The organism is Bacteroides sp. K03 (genome assembly GCF_019734355.1).
Classification (GTDB): domain Bacteria; phylum Bacteroidota; class Bacteroidia; order Bacteroidales; family Bacteroidaceae; genus Bacteroides; species Bacteroides nordii.
The window spans coordinates 250,152-269,489 of record NZ_JAASHC010000001.1 but is presented as its reverse complement, the minus strand read 5'-3'; the positions used below and the strand labels follow the sequence as shown (position 1 = coordinate 269,489).

The 19,338-nt window shown below is 41.7% G+C and carries 13 protein-coding genes; 11 read left to right on the top strand and 2 right to left on the bottom strand.

Annotated features, from left to right (window positions below; genetic code table 11):
* Positions 1–9 precede the first annotated feature (9 nt).
* The 5 genes from lepB (HCG69_RS00985) to HCG69_RS00965 all read left to right on the top strand — a co-directional run bounded on the left by lepB (HCG69_RS00985) (position 10) and on the right by HCG69_RS00965 (position 8,468).
* Positions 10–1,440 carry a signal peptidase I gene (gene lepB / locus HCG69_RS00985; RefSeq protein WP_221648468.1) on the top strand — a complete coding sequence of 477 codons (1,431 nt, stop codon included), beginning with the start codon at positions 10–12 and terminating at the stop codon, positions 1,438–1,440.
* A gap of 66 nt (positions 1,441–1,506) precedes the next feature.
* Entirely contained in the window at positions 1,507–2,445 is a 939-nt protein-coding gene (lepB, locus tag HCG69_RS00980) for a signal peptidase I (RefSeq protein ID WP_221648467.1), read from the top strand.
* Between the two features lie 33 nt (positions 2,446–2,478).
* Complete coding sequence (locus HCG69_RS00975) at positions 2,479–3,117, top strand: WbqC family protein (protein WP_221648466.1); 639 nt, start codon at positions 2,479–2,481, stop codon at positions 3,115–3,117.
* A 311-nt stretch (positions 3,118–3,428) separates the two neighbouring features.
* Positions 3,429–4,646 (top strand): alginate lyase family protein, encoded by a 1,218-nt coding sequence (locus HCG69_RS00970; protein ID WP_221648465.1) that lies wholly within the window; start codon positions 3,429–3,431, stop codon positions 4,644–4,646.
* 243 nt (positions 4,647–4,889) lie between these two features.
* Positions 4,890–8,468, top strand: coding sequence for a chitobiase/beta-hexosaminidase C-terminal domain-containing protein (locus HCG69_RS00965; RefSeq protein ID WP_221648464.1), 3,579 nt, complete (start codon positions 4,890–4,892; stop codon positions 8,466–8,468).
* Between the two features lie 405 nt (positions 8,469–8,873).
* On the opposite strand, the gene HCG69_RS00960 is transcribed toward HCG69_RS00965, so the two are convergent.
* Positions 8,874–11,099, bottom strand: coding sequence for a glycoside hydrolase family 3 C-terminal domain-containing protein (locus HCG69_RS00960; protein WP_221648463.1), 2,226 nt, complete (start codon positions 11,097–11,099; stop codon positions 8,874–8,876).
* A 430-nt stretch (positions 11,100–11,529) separates the two neighbouring features.
* Positions 11,530–12,765 carry a pitrilysin family protein gene (locus tag HCG69_RS00955; RefSeq protein ID WP_221648462.1) on the bottom strand — a complete coding sequence of 412 codons (1,236 nt, stop codon included), beginning with the start codon at positions 12,763–12,765 and terminating at the stop codon, positions 11,530–11,532.
* A gap of 101 nt (positions 12,766–12,866) precedes the next feature.
* Here HCG69_RS00955 and HCG69_RS00950 point away from each other — a divergent pair, with 101 nt between their 5' ends.
* The 6 genes from HCG69_RS00950 to HCG69_RS00925 all read left to right on the top strand — a co-directional run bounded on the left by HCG69_RS00950 (position 12,867) and on the right by HCG69_RS00925 (position 19,326).
* Positions 12,867–13,403, top strand: coding sequence for a TIGR00730 family Rossman fold protein (locus tag HCG69_RS00950; protein WP_221648461.1), 537 nt, complete (start codon positions 12,867–12,869; stop codon positions 13,401–13,403).
* On the top strand, positions 13,400–14,005 hold the full coding sequence (locus HCG69_RS00945; RefSeq protein WP_002558620.1) for an SIS domain-containing protein: 606 nt from the start codon (positions 13,400–13,402) through the stop codon (positions 14,003–14,005). Before HCG69_RS00950 ends, HCG69_RS00945 begins: the two co-directional genes overlap by 4 nt.
* Positions 13,993–14,919 carry a carbohydrate kinase gene (locus HCG69_RS00940; RefSeq protein WP_221648460.1) on the top strand — a complete coding sequence of 309 codons (927 nt, stop codon included), beginning with the start codon at positions 13,993–13,995 and terminating at the stop codon, positions 14,917–14,919. Before HCG69_RS00945 ends, HCG69_RS00940 begins: the two co-directional genes overlap by 13 nt.
* Positions 14,920–15,073: 154 nt before the next feature.
* On the top strand, positions 15,074–16,132 hold the full coding sequence (locus tag HCG69_RS00935; RefSeq protein WP_221648459.1) for a tyrosine-protein phosphatase: 1,059 nt from the start codon (positions 15,074–15,076) through the stop codon (positions 16,130–16,132).
* 257 nt (positions 16,133–16,389) lie between these two features.
* Complete coding sequence (locus HCG69_RS00930) at positions 16,390–18,291, top strand: DEAD/DEAH box helicase (protein ID WP_221648458.1); 1,902 nt, start codon at positions 16,390–16,392, stop codon at positions 18,289–18,291.
* Positions 18,292–18,462: 171 nt separating this feature from the next.
* Positions 18,463–19,326 carry a DMT family transporter gene (locus HCG69_RS00925; protein WP_221648457.1) on the top strand — a complete coding sequence of 288 codons (864 nt, stop codon included), beginning with the start codon at positions 18,463–18,465 and terminating at the stop codon, positions 19,324–19,326.
* Positions 19,327–19,338: the final 12 nt, after the last annotated feature.

Genomic DNA, 19,338 nt, shown 5'->3' with positions numbered 1-19,338 from the left:
AATTATATCATGGAAAAAGCAACGCGCGCACAATGGATTAAATGTGCCATCGTTATCCTCCTCTACCTGGCTTTTCTGGTATGGGTAAAAAGCTGGTGGGGACTCATCGTAGTTCCTTTTATCTTCGACATTTATATCACGAAGAAAGTCCCCTGGTCATTCTGGAAAAAATCGAAAAGTCCTGCTGTACGTAGTATCATGAGTTGGGTGGATGCCATTGTCTTTGCATTGGTAGCTGTATACTTCGTGAACATATATGTATTTCAAAACTATCAGATACCTTCTTCTTCTTTAGAGAAATCTCTGTTAGTAGGTGATTTTCTATATGTAAGTAAAATGAGCTATGGCCCTCGTGTTCCCAATACACCTCTCTCTATGCCATTGGCACAACATACATTGCCTCTTGTCAACACTAAATCATATATCGAGTGGCCGCAATGGAAGTATAAACGTGTTCCGGGATTTGGTAAAGTGAAAATGAATGATATTGTAGTATTCAACTTCCCGGCAGGAGATACCGTAGCTGTCAGCTATCAACAAACTGACTTCTACGACAACATCATTTATCGGGAAGGAAAAGGAACTTTTTCCAACCCTATTAACATGGATAGTCTGAATCGCAAGCAACAACGAATCGTATACGACCTTTATCGGGATGCCGGCAGGAAATACGTACTTGCACACCCCGAAAAGTTTGGTGAAATAATCTATCGACCGGTAGACCGTCGTGAAAACTATGTAAAACGTTGTGTCGGACTTCCGGGAGATACTCTTCAGATAAAAGACCGCATCATATACATCGACGGTAAAGCACAGGAAGAACCGGAAAACCTTCAATTCCTCTATACTGTACATGCCACCGGTAAGATGATACCCGACGAATTTCTCCATGACGAGTTGGGATTAAGTAATGAAGATACGGAATACTACCAACCGGGAGCCACTATTTTCTACTTGCCACTTACCCAAAAAGCACGTAATACGTTACTTGCACGCAAAGACCTTGTTACTTCGATAGAACCAATCTCGACAGATAGGCCCTCGCACGATCTCTATCCACAAAATCTGTATACAGACTGGACAGTAGACAATTATGGCCCCATATGGATACCTGCCAAAGGTTCTACCATCACACTGACAATGGATAATCTTCCTATTTATGAGAGATGTATTGTTGCGTACGAAGGTAACAAGCTGGAAGTGAAAGACGATGGTATCTACATCAACGGACAAAAAACAGACAAATATACCTTCCAGATGGATTACTACTGGATGATGGGTGATAACCGCCATAATTCACAGGACTCCCGCTATTGGGGGTTTGTACCCGAAGACCATGTAGTAGGTAAGCCAATTGTAGTTTGGTTATCTCTCGATAAAGACCGGGGATGGTTTAACGGAAAGATCCGCTGGAACCGTATCTTTAAATGGGTGAAATGAGTGTGAGTTGATGAGTTGGTGAGTTGATGAGTTGGTAGGTTCTCAAAACTAAAGAACTAAAACGCCATGAAGAGAAATCTAAAATGGATAATAGCATTAGCCGGAGCAATAATCATCGTATTATTGCTCCGCAGCTTTGTTTTTACCTCATGCCTTATCCCTTCGGCAGGTATGGAAAATTCCCTCTTCCGCGGTGAACGTATATTAATAAACAAATGGAGTTATGGACTTCGCCTGCCACTGATGTCTCTTTTTTCTTATCACAGATGGAGAGAACGAGAAGTGGAAAAAGAGGATATTGTTGTATTCAATAATCCTGCGAGTACAACACAGCCCGTTATAGACAGGCGGGAGGTATTTATAAGCCGTTGTGCAGGTGTACCAGGAGATACCTTATTGATTGATTCACTATTTACGATAGTGTCCTCCCAAAACGTAGCAGGACCCGACCGTAAAAGGTTATATACCTACCCGAAAACCAGAGAAAAACAACTTGATTCGCTCCTGAGCATTTTATCCATAACTCCCAATGAACTGATGGGACAGGATTCCGTCAATAACGTACGAAGTTTCAGCCGTTACGAATATTACCTACTGGAACAGGCTATGAACGGATCAAACTGGATACAGCCACTTGAGTCAGACCGGGAAAAACAAGTAGTTAACCCGCTGATAATCCCCCGGAAAGGGATGGCCGTCCGGGTATACCCCTGGAACAGGACACTACTCCGTAACACACTTGTATTGCATGAAGGTAAACATGCAGAAATCAAAAATGATACATTGTATGTAGACGGACACCCTGCACAACACTGTTATTTCAGTAAGGATTATTATTGGATGGTATCCAATAATTCTGTTAATTTATCCGATTCACGCCTTTTCGGACTTGTACCACAAGATCATATTATCGGAAAGGCCTCTCTTATCTGGTTCTCCAAAGAGAGTAATACAAATCTGTTTGAAGGTTACAGGTGGAATCGTTTCTTTCAACCTGTACGATGAGAATAATGATGAATGTTTAATGATGAATTACAAATGAAAACTGTTTTTCTCTCTTCAGCCTATCTGGCTCCCGTAGAATACTATAGCAAATTGGTTACCTATGATAAAGTTTTTATCGAGCAGCATGACCACTATATGAAGCAAACCTACCGTAATCGTTGTACTATTGCCGGTCCGGATGGTGATATTGCACTTTCTATCCCTACTGTAAAGCCGGCAAATCCGAAATGCCCCATGAAGGATATCCGTATTTCCGATCATGGAAACTGGCGCCATATGCATTGGAATGCAATTGAATCGGCCTACAATAGTACTCCGTTTTTTGAATACTATAAAGATGACTTTCATCCGTTCTATGAGAAGAAATACGAGTTTTTAATCGATTTCAACGAAGAACTCTGCCGACTTATTTGTCAACTGACAGATATTGAACTACACCTAAAACGAACCACAGAGTATAAAACGGATTTCGCTCCGGATGAGTATGATTTCAGAGAAGCCATCCATCCCAAAAAAGATTTCCGGGAGACGGATCCGGAATTTATTCCCCATCCTTATTACCAGGTATTCGAAACCCGGAATGGTTTTCGTCCGAATTTAAGTATGATAGACTTACTATTCAATATGGGGCCGGAAAGCTTATTAGTCCTACAACCACAAACAAGAAAATAGAGCAATAACCTTTTTAAGATATTTCTAAACAAGAAAGTATCTTAAAACAATCTGTTTCTATTTCTTTTCGAGATAAAAAAGAAGTAGAAGAAGACAGGCAAATTTATACTCAATCAACACATAGAAAAAGTATACTAAAAAAAAGCTTCTCCTTCCTTTTCCTAAACCATTATTTCGTGTTTTTATCACGAAGATACACCGGTACAAGCTTTTGAGATAAAATTTAAAAGTGCACCGGTACACTAAAAATAAAATTCCATCCGAATGATACCAGGCTTTGAAAAGTTTAGTAAATTCAAAACAAAAACACTATGAAAGCAAGAGTTACCTCATTTATTGTCGTTTTATTGTTCACAACCGGCAGTATGTATGCACAATCTATTTGGGATGCAGAACATCTCAAAACCGTCAAACAATCTATACAGGAGCAACCCTATTCAGACATCTTTCAGGAACTAAAAGTAAAAGCTGATAAATTACTCAATGCAGTTCCTTATTCCGTCATGGATAAAGAAAAAACACCTGCCAGTGGAGACAAACACGACTACATGAGCCAGGCGCGTTATTACTGGCCCGATCCGACAAAGCCCGACGGCTTACCATACATCAGCCGCGACGGAGAGTCAAATCCTGAACTGAACAAACTGGATCGTAATCGCTTGGGAAGCACAGCCAGCCGAATAACAACACTCAGCTTAGCATGGTATTTCAGCAATGACGAACGTTATGCACAAAAAGCAACGGAACTGATCCGTGTATGGTTCTTTAATAAAGATACCCGAATGAACCCTAATCTGGAATATGCCCAAATGATTCCGGGACGCCACAACAACAAAGGGCGCAGTTTTGGAGTGATTGACACTTATTCCTTTATAGAAATGCTCGATGCAGTGCAATTGCTGGAACAATCGCAAGCATTCACCAGTAACGACTCCAAACAACTCAAAGCCTGGTTTGGGGAACTGTTAAACTGGATATTGACCAGCGAACAAGGAAAAGAAGAGCATAATGCCAAAAACAATCACAGTATAGCCTATGATGCACAAGTAATCGCTTTCGCTATGTATGCCGGAGATCAGGCCACTGCAGAACGATTCGTTAAAGAATTCCCCGAAAAACGTGTTTATAAGCAAGTTGAACCGGATGGGAAACAACCTCAGGAACTTCGCCGCACACTCGCTTTTGGTTATTCAGAATACAACTTGCAACACATGCTTGACATCTTTGTAATGGGAAAGAAAATGGGACTTTCCCTCGACAACAGTACTTCTGCCGACGGACGTAACTTCTACAAGGCAGCTGATTTTCTTGCAGCCTATCTGGGTAAAGATGTATCAGCATGGCCTTATCAGCAAATCAGTGACTGGAATATGAAACAGCAAGAGCTTTGCAAAGACTTGTATCGTATCTATCTGATGAATCCGACACGTACGGATTATCTTAGCCTGTACAAAGCCAACAATAAAATAGATATCAAAAGTGAATTCATTCTACTTTATGTACGTCCCGAAGATATAAGTAACAAGTAATATCTTATTCACAAAAAAACAGCAGTAAAAGCTCATCTGGCAAAAAGTATCAGCCAGATGAGCTTTTTCATTATCTGATCTATATATCCCCCCTATTCTATTCAGTAAATCATTTTATCCACTTTTCTCTAAAGAAATCCCAATTTTTCCACTTTATAGGAAAATATGTACCCGTCTATTTCCTCTACATGAGATACTTTTGTGATAAGTTTTATGATGTGATACTTTAAAAACCAATCAATTATGAAAAACTATTGGAGACTTTTCCTCTCTTTACTTTTTTTGTGCAGCGCTTTATCCCTGCAGGCTGCCGTAAAATCGTTCACAGAATCTTTTGTCCTTTACGCCAATTCAGAGGGGTTAACCGCCGCTTATAATGAAGGTTGGTGCCTTGATGGAAAAGGATCAGGAACTTTCGCTTATTATTCATCCCGTTCGGCTACATTTCCCGATGCACTTACTGACGGCACCGTCACTATGGAATCGGACTGGCTGGACGTTAAAGGAGCTAATAACAATAAAGGAGCTGTATTTACCGTCACTGGTATCTCCGGACTGAAATTAGCCTTTCAAAGTGGTAGTGCCGCAACCCGCTATGTGCGTGCCGTTGTTTCCGGCAATGCAGGAACAAATATTACTCTGTTAGGAGGAAGCGATGCCAATGAGGCAGGTGTGCTTGAGACCTCTGATTTGATCCCTGCCGAACAGTATACCATCACCGTCACCTCCTGGGCAGAAGAAGCTTGTACAAGTGGAGCCGACAGTCGCTTGTATTACGTAGCTTTCATTGCAAATTCTCAGAATCTTCCTAATGCCGCCTACGTTTACGATTCTCAATATTCAAATTACTCCATTACCAAAGATCCGGTCTATCTGACATTGGTGAAATCGTTCACAGTAACAACGATTGATGCAAACAACTACAACTCCATCCCGGGCACTTATTATAAAGAGAGCTTAAAAGAGTACGATCTGGTAGTTGCTTCTGAGTCTGTTGCCAGTACAAATAAATTTGGTATAGCTCTATCAGATCTGGTAGGAAAAGTTCCAATGTTAAATTTAAAAGCGTTTTATTATGGAAGTACGTCCTGGAACTGGGCCAGTGCAATAAACCCCACAGCCGGTTCTACAGGATGGAATCAAATCATAGTATCCGATGCATTTAAAACACACTCTCTATTCAAAGGCATCAATTCTGACGGTACCATCACTCTCTTTGACGGTACAGCAAAAACAAGTAATAATGTACAGAGCTATACCTCTCCTAAAGAGATTATCGCTTCGGATGAAGTACTTGCTACCAATGCCTCAAACGGATACAATGCCATACATGAGCATAAACAGAGTAACGGAAAAAATGGCTATATACTCATTCCCCTCTCTTATTCCGCAATCGAAACATTAACTTCTGATGCAAAAACGCTGATCACAAATGCAGCTTCTTATCTGGCTGCAACAAAAAGTGAATATACCGTACCCGCACAAGTGGAAAATCCCGTTATCAGTTATGACACCGATAATAATGTAACAATCAGCTGTCCCACCCATGGAGCTACCATTTATTACTGTAAAGACGGCTCCGCCTTATCCCCTTCAGCCTCTGTATATACAGAAGGGTTCTCTTTGAATACAACCACCACACTTAAAGCAATCGCTGTAAAAGAGGGAATGCTTCCGTCGGAAGAAGTTTCCGAATATATTGTGATTGCCAGAGAATGTGGGCCGCAAGTACTCGATCCGGAGCATCTGAACCGGGGAGCCATTGCAACCTACACCAACGATGGAATGCTGGTAAACTGGCGTTGGCTTGCCACAGATCCCGATGATATTGCTTTTAATATATATCGCGACGGTACAAAACTAAATACTCTGCCCCTCTCATCACGTACCAATTATCTGGATGCTGAAGGATCAGTTAATTCAAACTATACAGTCGAAACATTGAGTGCCGGCAAAGTAGTTGAAACCGCTGCAGCATTAGTTTTGGAAAAAGGATACCTGAACATTCCTCTCGACCGCCCTCAAGGAGGCACAGTTCAAGGTAGTAGTTATACCTACACCCCAGGAGACGCAAGTGTAGGTGATGTAGACGGAGACGGTGAATATGAAATTATCCTGAAATGGGACCCCACTAATCAATGCGACAATGGGCAGAATGGCAGCCAGAACTACACCGGCAATGTTTATCTTGATTGTTATAAACTGAATGGAACCAAATTATGGAGAATAGATCTGGGGGTTAATATCCGTGCCGGTGCTCACTATACTCAATTTATGGTCTATGATCTGGACGGTGACGGTAAAGCCGAAGTAGCTTGTAAGACAGCCCCGGGAACCATTGATGGACAAGGAAACCATGTAATTATGGGTAATGACGATCCTACTGCCGATTATCGTGGAACCTATGGTGGTAAGAAAGGGGTTATAAAAACGGGACCGGAGTATCTGACTGTTTTTGAAGGAAGCACCGGTAAAGAACTCTCTACCGTAGCTTATGAACCAAGTCGTAATATCATCTCAGACTCAGCATGGGGTGACAGTTACGGAAACCGAAGCGAACGCTATCTGGCATGTGTTGCCTATCTGGACGGAAAGAAACCCAGTCTTGTGATGTGCCGGGGATATTATACAGCCGCTTATCTCTGTGCCTGGGATTTTGATGGTAAGGAGTTGAAGAAAAAATGGATGCACGCATCCACCGTCAAAGGGCAAGATGCCTATGGTGAAGGTGCCCATAGCCTTGCCGTAGGAGATGTAGATGGTGACGGATGCGATGAGATAGTTTATGGTGCCTGCTGTATCGATCACGACGGTTCGTTACTCTACCGTACGGGATTGGGACACGGAGACGCTCTTCATTTAGGTGACTTCATCCCGGATCGTGATGGTCTGGAAGTATTTATGGTACACGAAGAAAAGTCGGCTGCTTATGGTTTTGAAATGCGTGATGCCCGGACCGGAGAAATACTTTCGGGACGTAAAATGGGGGCAGACATCGGCCGTGGTCTTTGTGCAGATATCGATTCGCTTTCACGTGGTGCCGAATATTGGTCTCTGGCTAAGTTCAATCTAAGTAGCGATGGCAGCTCTTACAACAATATAACCTTCAACTGCGATGGCGACTCTATTTCAGGGAAACGTCCACCCGTCAATTTCCGCACATACTGGACAGGAAATCTATCTGAGGAAGTACAGGAAAAAGGAGTTATCTCTAAATGGGTAAATGCAACCTCCAGTTGTGCTACCGTGACCAACTTCGTATCGACTTATGGTTGCGGCGTAAACCTCATTAAAGATACCCCTTCGCTGCAAGCCGATATTTTCGGAGACTGGCGAGAAGAGTGTATCTATTATGATGAAGCCACCAAGAGTAATCTGATGATCTTCTCTACTCCGTTTACCTCTCCGTATCGGGTTCCGTGCCTGATGCACGATCATATTTACAGAATGTCTATCTGCTGGCAGAATGTGGCATATAATCAGCCTCCTCATTTGGGATATTATTTGCGTGACTATGTAAAAAACCAACAATCCAACCCTACCGGCATATCACAACCCTCTATAACGGAAGAGCAAAGTAATATTGAAATACCTTTCACTCTTATTTCCGAGGGCATTGTTATCCGTTATACAGACATGAATAATACATCCTGCAACATTCGTGTTTATTCTCAGGATGGTTTGTGTGTGTATCACACAACAAATAAGTTTCAAGGAAACGGAGAAATTAAACTTGAAGGTCTGGAAGAACTGAAAAAAGGCGTTTACCTGCTCTCTGTAGTTGCTGACGGAGTAAGAACTGTTAGGAAGATTATACGATAAAATAGAATAAAAACGAAATAAAGCCCATCATTGATAAACAGTATTTCAATGATGGGCTTACAAATTTTGTAAACTTGATTTAGAGATAAAATAGCCCAGTAACCAACCGTTATCAGTAGTATAACTATAATACACTGATCTTTTTCTCAAAGTATATGAAACAACCTTCTCAATGCGTTGAGAAAAGTTTCTCAATACGTTGAGAAAAAACTCTCAAAGCATTGAAACAAAATTCTCAATACGATGAAACAAAATGAAACTTATACTAATCAGATAAACAGCATAGACCCTGTATAAAAGAAAAAACATCCTACGCACTCTCACTCTCTGATAAACAGACGAAATGAAAACAAGTGCGCAGGATGTATTGCTTATCAATAAGCAAGTATCTGTTTAAAGATCTTTTTATTTCAATTCAAAAGGAACTACCCCTTTAATATCGGCGGCAGAGGCAGCTATTACAGCTTCAAACTTACCCGGTTCGGCCACCCATTCATGTTTGGCGTCATCGAAGAAACTCAGGGCATCTTTAGCAATCGTAAATGATACGGTCTTTTCCTCACCCGGAGCGAGCTTTACTTTATCAAAACCTTTCAACTCTTTAACAGGACGGGGCAAAGATGATTTTTTATCACTGATATAGAGCTGAACTACTTCCTGACCTTCACGGGTACCAGTATTCTTCACAGATACCGTAAAAGTAATTGTATCATCGGCAGACATCGTTTTCTTATCGGCAACCGGTTTACCATATTCAAATGTAGTATAACTCAACCCATAACCAAAGGGGAAGAGTGGCTTCACCTTCTTCTGTTTATCGGTCCAACGATACCCTACGAAAATACCTTCATTGTACTTCTCGTTGACAATGTTACCTACCTTTTCATTGCCGGGATACTCGCCCAGCTGATGTGCGGGCACGTCTTCCAACTTAGCAGGAAAGGTAAAAGGTAATTTACCGGACGGATTCACATCACCAGTCAATACAGCAGCGATAGCTGTCCCTGCCTCCGAACCTAAAAACCATGCCTGCAAAATAGCGGGGACTTCTTTCACCCAAGGCATTGCAACAGCATTACCGGAGATATTGATTACAATCAGGTTCTTATTAGCTTTGACGAGTTCTGTAATAACTTTATCCTGATCGTACGGTAAACCAAGTCCGGCACGGTCAGAGTCCTCACAATCCTGATGCGCACTTTTGTTTAGCCCTCCAATGAATATTACATAATCCGCTTCTCCTGCCACACGTACAGCCTCAGCAATAAGTTCCTCCGGAGTACGGTCATCTTTCAGATTCTGCCCTGAAACGACGCCGTTGTACTCGCCACTTGCATCACCTACATAACCGCGCGCATAGACAACTTCTGCCTTATTACCAACGCGGTTGCGAATGCCATCCAGCGGAGAGATTTCACGTTGCACTTTCAAAGAGGAAGAACCACCACCTACAGTCATCATCTTTACAGCATTCTCACCGATCACGGCAATTTTTTTTGTATTATCAAGATCGATAGGTAACAGATCGTTGTTATTTTGTAACAATACAATACCCGCTTCACCTATCTTACGGGCAGCTTCATAGTGTTCCGGTGATCTCATTGTACCATAAGGACGGTTACGATCCATTGTTGTACGGAAGGCCAGACGAAGAATACGGCGTACCTTATCATCCAACTCTTTTGTACCTACTTTACCCGACTTTATACGTTCGAGATAAGGTTGCGCCAGATAATAATTGTCATAAGCATTACTCGTACCGTTAGACAAACCGTTGGTCCAGCTACCAAACTCCATGTCAAGTCCGTTGGTTATAGACTGGTCTGTGTCATGTACACCTCCCCAATCGGATACAACTACACCATCGAATCCCCATTCACCTTTTAATATGTCATTCAGCAGGTATTGATTATGGCAAACATGCTGATCCTTGTACAAATTATAAGAACCCATGATAGCCCATGTGTTACCTTCCTGAACGGCTGCCTTAAAAGCAGGCAGATATATTTCGTACAGAGCACGGTCATCTACTATCACATTTGTAGTGTGGCGATTCACTTCCTGGTTATTCAACGCATAATGCTTCACACAGGCAGCCACTCCATTCTTTTGTACTCCCTGTATATAAGGAACGACCATACGTCCTGCCAGATAAGGATCTTCACCCATATATTCAAAATTACGCCCATTCAACGGTGTACGATAGATATTCACACCCGGTCCCAACAAAACGGTTTTATTGCGATAGCGGGCTTCTTCTCCGATACTTTTTCCGTAGAGCATAGACACTGTCGGATCCCAGGTAGCAGCCAGACAAGTTAAAGCCGGAAAAGCCACACAAGAATCATTGGTCCAGCCAGCCTGATCCCATTCATCCCACAACACTTCGGGACGTATACCGTGAGGTCCGTCTGTCATCCAAAACTCAGGAATACCCAAACGCGCCACACCCGGGGAACTGAATTTTGACTGTGCATGCGTCATGGCTACTTTCTCCTCCACTGTCATTCGGGATAGGGCATCTTCTACTCTCTCTTCTATCGGCTTGCTATCGTCAAGATAAACCGGGGTCTGCGCAAAAACAGGCAGAGCAGTCAGGGACAAGCCCAATAACATTGATCTTACTTTCATGATACTATTTTACTTATTATACAAAAAAATTAAAACGAGACGTTTCGTCGTGTACCAGTTATTTAGCTATAAATATATTAGTTAAACGACAAACAAGTTCCTTTTTATTAAACAAATTCACTAACATTAAGAATTGCATATACCTGCCGTTCCTCAATTAAGTAATATGGCAGGTACAAAGCGCAGCAATTGTACCGACCTCATCCCTTTATCTATTGTGTCTCATTCTCCTCTATCATACATTATAATCAAACGAACGAAAGACCGTAATTGAACGATGTACGACATGTGCATGTCGTGCTGTACGAGATGCACATGTCAGGATGTCCCACATGCACATCTCGTGCAGTACCAGATGCACATGTCGTACATCGTTCTTCACCGGGATAAAAGAGATACCCCGGAAAAAAAAGCCGTAAGTGTTATGATATCATTTATAAATCAGTGTAGACAGATATTCCTCTGCAAACATCTCATTGGCTACTTCAAGAAGATTATCTGCCGTCAATGTCTCTATACGTTTACAGACTGTATCCAGATTCTCAAACTTATTATAATGCAGGAAAGTTTTAGCCATACCCAAAGCATTGTTCTCAAAATTATCCGAAGCCACACAAATTTGTCCTATCAACTGTTTTTTGGCAGCCTCAATTTGTGAGGAAGTCATCTTTACATCACGCATCCGCTTTAGTTCTTTATAAGTCAATCTCAGACAAGTATCCACATCCTCAGGGTCTGTACCAAAGTAGATAGAAAAAGCACCGGTATCCGTATAAGAAGTAAGATTGGATTCTACATTGTATACCAACCCACGGCGTTCACGTAAAGCAACATTCAGACGACTATTCATACCGGGACCACCCAGAATATTATTCAGCAGATAGAGAGCGGTACGTTTATCATCGTAAGCATTATAGCCCCGGCTTCCTAACATTACATGAGCTTGGTGAGTATCTTTCGGTATTACCAAACGTTCCGGGACATATAATGGCGGTGGAGTACGTGAATTTTGCACCTCACCAGCTGGTATATCTGCCATTAGTTTTTCCAACATATTAACCAGCCTCTTAAAATCAATTTTTCCCTGAACAAAGAAAACCATATTAGAGGGTTGATACAGTCGTTGGGTAAATGCCAATGCATCAGCTGTCCGGAATTGCCTCAGCAACTCCGGGCGCCCCAAAATATTACGCCCCAATGGATGTCCACGGAATATCATATCTTCAAAGTCATCAAAGATCAATTCTGAAGGATTATCTTCATAAGATTGTATTTCGTCAATGATCACTTCTGTCTCTCTTTCTATCTCACGCTGCGGAAAAGTAGAACGGAATACAATATCAACCAGCAATTCTACTGCACGCGACAAGTCATCTGCCAGAAAAGCAGAGTAAACTACCATCTCTTCTTTATTGGTATAGGCATTCAAATCACCTCCCACAGCCTCCATACGGTTTAATATATGCCAGGCTTTCCGCTTTTGCGTGCCTTTAAAGATAAGATGTTCTACAAAATGAGCCATTCCCTGTTCATTTTCAGCCTCATCACGAGTACCGGCATTCACAGCAAAACCACAATAAGTCACATCGGAAACTACAGGTTTACAAATAATCCTCAAGCCATTTGACAGAGTATGCTCGACCTGCTCCGTTAGTAAATTCTTCATTATCAGTACTAAGTTTTATTGATGCTACAAAAATACAATAAAACTTATTGTCGTTTATAGAAAATTGCAGATATTTGTAGACTATAACAGTGACAACGTGTATGGAAAAGATAGGAATATTCTGTTCTGCATCAGAAAACATTGACAAAATGTATTCCGATGCTGCTGTCCGGGTAGGCAAATGGATAGGTGAAACAGGCAAAACTCTTATATATGGCGGTGCCAGTCTCGGGCTTATGGAATGTGTAGCACAGGCAGTAAAAACAAACGGTGGACACATTATCGGTGTAGTTCCCGCCAAACTTGAAGAGAACGGAAAAGTCAGCACGCTGCCGGATCGTATTATTCATACCCATAACCTCAGTGACCGTAAAGACATTATCGTAGAAGAATCAGATATATTACTGGCTTTTCCGGGAGGCGTAGGTACATTGGACGAGATATTCCACGTCATGGCAGCCGCATCCATCGGTTATCATCATAAGAAAGTGGTGTTTTACAATGTGAATGGTTTTTACGACACCTTATTAGCAGCACTCAAAGAGATAGAAGGTAAAGGGTTCGCCCGTCATCCGTTCTCTACGTACTATGACATAGCCAACACGCTGGAAGAATTAAAAGAAATAATGACCATATGATAGAATCCATTAAAGACCTTTTGCAGAAGGAAGCACAAGCTGTGCTGAATATCCCGGTAACAGACGCCTATGAAAAGGCAGTAGACCTTATTATAGAACAAATTTGTATTAAAAAGGGTAAGCTTGTAACCAGTGGTATGGGAAAAGCCGGACAGATTGCCATGAACATTGCCACTACATTCTGTTCTACCGGTATTCCCTCTGTTTTTTTACATCCAAGTGAAGCACAGCATGGCGACCTGGGCATTTTGCAAGAGAATGATTTGCTATTACTCATTTCCAACTCCGGTAAAACACGTGAAATTGTGGAATTAACACAGCTGGCACACAACCTGAATCCCGGATTGAAGTTTATCGTAATTACTGGTAATCCGGACAGCCCACTGGCCGATGAGTCAGATGTCTGTCTCAGTACAGGTAAACCGGCGGAAGTATGTACATTGGGAATGACCCCCACTACATCGACTACCGTAATGACTGTTATCGGAGATATTTTGGTAGTACAAACCATGAAAAAAACTCAATTTACGATTGAAGAATATTCCAAACGCCATCATGGTGGTTATCTGGGAGAAAAATCAAGAGAGCTATGCGTAAAGTAATCGGTATTGGTGAAACGATTCTTGATATCATCTTTGAAGGAAACCGGCCCTCGGTTGCTGTACCGGGTGGCTCTGTCTTCAATGGTATCGTATCTTTGAGACGTGCAGGCATAAATGTATGTTTTATCAGTGAAACGGGAAATGACCGTGTAGGTAATATTATCCTGCAATTCATGCAAGATAACGGATTGCCAACAGAACATGTAAACGTTTTCCCTGACGGAAAATCACCTGTATCCCTCGCCTTTCTGAACGAGCGCAACGATGCAGAATACATCTTCTACAAAGATTATCCCAAACAGCGCCTCGATGTAGTATTCCCGGAAATACATGAAGACGATATCGTAGTTATTGGTTCTTACTATGCACTCAATCCTGTACTCCGCGAAAAAATAGTGGAGTTACTGGAAACAGCAAAAGAGAAAAAAGCAATTATATATTACGACCCCAACTTCCGCAGCTCACACAAAAACGAAGCCATGAAGCTCGCATCTACCATTATTGAAAATCTGGAGTATGCAGATATTGTGCGTGGCTCAATAGAAGATTTTTTCTATATGTACGGGCTGAATGATACAGATAAAATATACAAAGATAAGATCCAGTTCTACTGTCCTAACTTTATTTGTACAGCAGGAGCCGAACAAATCGCACTACGTACCAAAAACTTCCGGAAAGACTATCCGATAGAACCGTTGAATGCAGTAAGTACTATCGGAGCCGGCGATAACTTCAACGCCGGACTTATTTATGGTATGCTGAAGTATGACATACGCTATCGCGACCTGAATGAACTGAACCAAGAAATATGGGATAAAATCATCGGATATGGCAAAGCTTTTGCTGCAGAAGTTTGTAAAAGCTTCCATAATTCTGTTTCAAAGGAATTCGTTGAAAAACTTATTGAGAAATAAGATCCGGACTTTCTACGTTTCAGAGTGAACACAGATCTCCCCGTATAATCTGTGTGAGTATTAAAAACTCTGTAGTTTGTCTAATAATCGCAAAGTAATGACAAAGTCTGCCAGTTATTCATATCTTTGCAATTAGAGTTTTAGACAATATACTATGTATAAGAACCTGATCAACTGGCTTGCTATTTTCCTTTTGTTCCCTTCATGCTCCAAAACACCTCCGAATATCTCGGTTGTTTGTGAGGAAAACAATGTAGGAAACTGTATCATTAAGTGGGAAACGGCCCCTCTTATCCAGGGGCAGGTGAAAGTATATGCGTCTACCAATCCGGAAATGATACCGGAAACACTCCCAATTGCCGCTGCCGCCATTTCCGATGGTAAAATGACCATTGTCACAGATGACCCTTCCAGACGTTATTATTATATGATGGTATTTAACAATAAATACCGTGTAAAAATAGCGACCCGTAATGTGAATATCCCCGGTATACAAAACTTCCGCGATCTGGGTGGGTATAAATCCTCTGCCACAGGAAAAAACGTTCGTTGGGGTATGCTCTATCGCTCGGCACAAATTGACAGCCTCGGTTGTGCGGCACTCAGAGAATTAAGAAATATAGGAATAAAGACTATTATCGATTTTCGTACTCCCGAAGAACGGAATAACTATCCGCAGATTCAAGAAGGTTTCAATGTCGTTTACATTCCCATTGCAACAGGTAATATGGAAAAGGTATTACAAGGCATACAGGAGGGAAAAATCAAGGGTGATACCATCAACCGTATCGTAGAACAAATGAATCGTAAACTGGCAATAGATTATCGTGATGAGTATAAAAAGCTTTTTAGCATTTTGCAGGATCAAAGCAACTATCCCGTTATTATTCACTGTACTTCCGGCAAAGGACGTACAGGTGTTGCCTCTGCCATTATTCTTGCCGCTCTGGGAGTAAACGAAGATATCATAATGCAGGATTATCGCCTGAGTAACGATTACTTTAATATACCCAAAGCCTCTAAATATGCCTACAAACTTCCGGTGAATTCGCAGGAGGCCATCACTACCGTTTATACAGCAAAAGAAGATTTTCTAAATGCTGCCAAAGAGGAAATTGAGCGGACATACGGAGATATACCGACTTATCTTGAAAAGGGGCTCGATCTCACCACTAAGGACATCGAGCAATTACAAAGTATTTTGCTGGAATAATACAAAGAACATTTCTTTCAAAGTTTGGGAATCTTGAGGATTTTATTTTTTCAAGCAACAGATTTACTACAATTTTATAATCGATATGATATCTCTAAGAATCGATTATATACCTCCGGTTATGCACTAATAACGGTAATATGCCTTTATAAGTATGCAAAATTAAATAAAAAACAAACAATGCTATAGTCAAAAGAATTAGTTTCCACTAATTTTACGTATATTTGCGCCCGAATATAAAGATATACAGAGATTTAATGAAGACATTTGAAGAGCTTGGCGTTTCTCCGGAGATACGTAGAGCAGTCGAAGAAATGGGATACGAGAATCCCATGCCGGTACAAGAGGAAGTGATTCCGTACCTTTTAGGAGAAAATAATGATGTAGTAGCTCTTGCCCAAACAGGAACTGGGAAGACAGCCGCATTTGGTCTGCCGCTGATACAACAGATTAATGTAAAAAACCGTGTTCCTCAATCGCTTATCCTTTGCCCTACACGGGAGCTTTGCTTGCAGATAGCAGGTGATTTAAATGATTATTCCAAATACATCGACGGATTGAAAGTACTGCCCGTATATGGTGGATCATCTATAGATAGCCAGATACGTAGTCTGAAACGTGGTGTACACATCATAGTAGCTACTCCAGGTCGTTTGCTCGATCTGATGGAGCGCAAAACCGTTTCCCTCTCTACTATCAGCAATGTTGTAATGGACGAAGCTGATGAGATGTTGAATATGGGATTCACAGACAGTATTAACGCTATTCTGGCAGACGTTCCGCAAGAACGTAATACATTGCTTTTCTCGGCTACTATGAGTCCGGAAATAGCACGTATTTCTAAGAAATATTTGCGTGAGGCCAAAGAAATCACCATTGGACGTAAAAACGAAAGCACCAATAGCGTGAAGCATATTGCATATATGGTTCAGGCGAAAGATAAATATGCTGTACTAAAACGTGTAGCAGATTACTGTCCGCAGATATATGGTATCGTTTTCTGCCGTACCCGTAAAGAGACGCAGGAGATTGCCGACAAGCTAATGCAGGAAGGCTATAACGCCGATTCATTGCATGGAGAACTCTCTCAGGCACAGCGTGACGCCGTTATGCAGAAATTCCGTTTACGCAATATACAAATATTAGTCGCTACAGACGTAGCTGCACGCGGACTGGATGTAAACGACTTAACACACGTTATCAATTACGGCCTGCCGGATGATACGGAAAGCTATACGCATCGCAGCGGACGTACCGGACGTGCGGGAAAAACAGGTATCTCTATCGCTATTGTTAACATGCGCGAGAAAGGAAAAATGCGCGAGATAGAGCGTATCATCGGCAAAAAGTTCATTATGGAGCAAGTACCCACAGGCAAGCAAATCTGTGAGAAACAGCTCATCAAGGTGATTGACGATATTGAAAAAGTAAAGGTTAATGAGGAAGAAATTGCCGACTTCATGCCCGAAATTTATCGTAAACTGGAATGGTTGAGTAAGGAAGACGTTATCAAACGGATGGTATCTATGGAGTTCAACCGTTTCCTTGAATACTATCGTGACCGCGAAGAAATACAGACTGCAACCGATAGTCGTGGCGAACGTGGCACTCGTCCCGAAGGACGCAGTAGCCGTGATAATGGTGGCAGCCGTACAGCAGCACCGGGCTTTACCCGTTTATTCATCAATCTGGGTAAAATGGACAACTTTTTCCCGAACGAACTCATCAACCTGCTGAATAGCAATACTCGCGGGCGCATTGAACTGGGACGTATTGATCTGATGAAGAACTTCTCTTTCTTTGAGGTAGATGAAAAAGAGGCACAAAACGTTATAAAAGCGCTGAATCGCACAAACTGGAATGGACGTAGAGTTTCGGTCGAGGTAGCCGGAGAAGAAGGCGGAGAAGGGCGCAAAAGCAGTGGCAGATACAAAGATAACGGCAGAGATGCAAAGTCATCTGCATCAACAAAACCACGCAAAGACAAACCGGCCAGAGCAACTGCTGCTTCTACTGACAGTAAAAAACAAAAGCCAAGTCGTGAAGAACGTGGATACAACAGTGCACGTGGTAAAAAGGATGACTGGCAGCAGTTCTTTAATGATGAAAAGCCGAATTCTAGTGAAGAAGGATGGGCACGTAGAAAAAAGAAAAAATAATCTTATAGAATCATTACGATAAAAAAGACTTGTATTATATACACAATTCACCCGAATGTAGAAATAATCTATATCCGGGTGATTCGTTTTATATAGCCGAATGAAAATAAAAGAAGCCAGGAAAAACATTACCTTTGCAATGTTTTTTACTGATTAACGCTATCCCTTGATATGAATAAACTAAATGGTTTCCTGTACGGACTGCTATCTTCGGCATCCTTCGGTCTCATCCCGATGTTTACCATCCCTGCAATGCAGCAAGGGATGCAGTTTGAATCCATTTTATTATATAGATTTGCTTTTGCCACACTGGCCCTGGGAGTTATTTTGTTAATTGACGGACAGTCATTCCGTATTAACCGCCGTGATATACCTTCACTCCTTTTACTGGCATTTTTTTATCTTATATCTGCCGTATTCTTATTCTGGGGATATAAATTTATGGCAAGTGGGATAGCTACAACTTTGCATTTCATGTATCCTGTATTGACTACACTGATCATGATGCTATTCTTTCGGGAAAAGAAATCGATCTGGCGATTTATGGCCATAGCTCTGGCTGTGGCGGGAGTATTTTTCCTTTCTCAAGGAGATGATTCGGGGAGTATTACATTTACAGGTATTTTTATCGTTCTCCTCTCTGCTTTGGGATATGCGCTCTATTTAGTCACAGTGAGCCAACTAAAAATAGGTCAGATGAAGGGACTACGGCTCACATTCTATGTCTTCCTTTTCGGAACCCTGCTCCTTTTCATAGGAATTGGTACAACAGGACATATCCAACCGATCCCCAACCTGCATACAGCCGGAAATCTGGCAATGCTTGCCATTATCCCAACCGTTATTTCTAATCTTGCACTGGTAAGAGCAGTAAAATGTATCGGTTCCACACTCACCTCAGTCTTGGGGGCAATGGAACCGGTAACAGCTGTATGTGTAGGTATCTTCATGTTCGGCGAACCCTTCACGAACAGCGTAGGTTTGGGAATAATACTCATTATTACCGCAGTAACAGTGATCATTCTCAAACGGTAGAAAGATGCATAT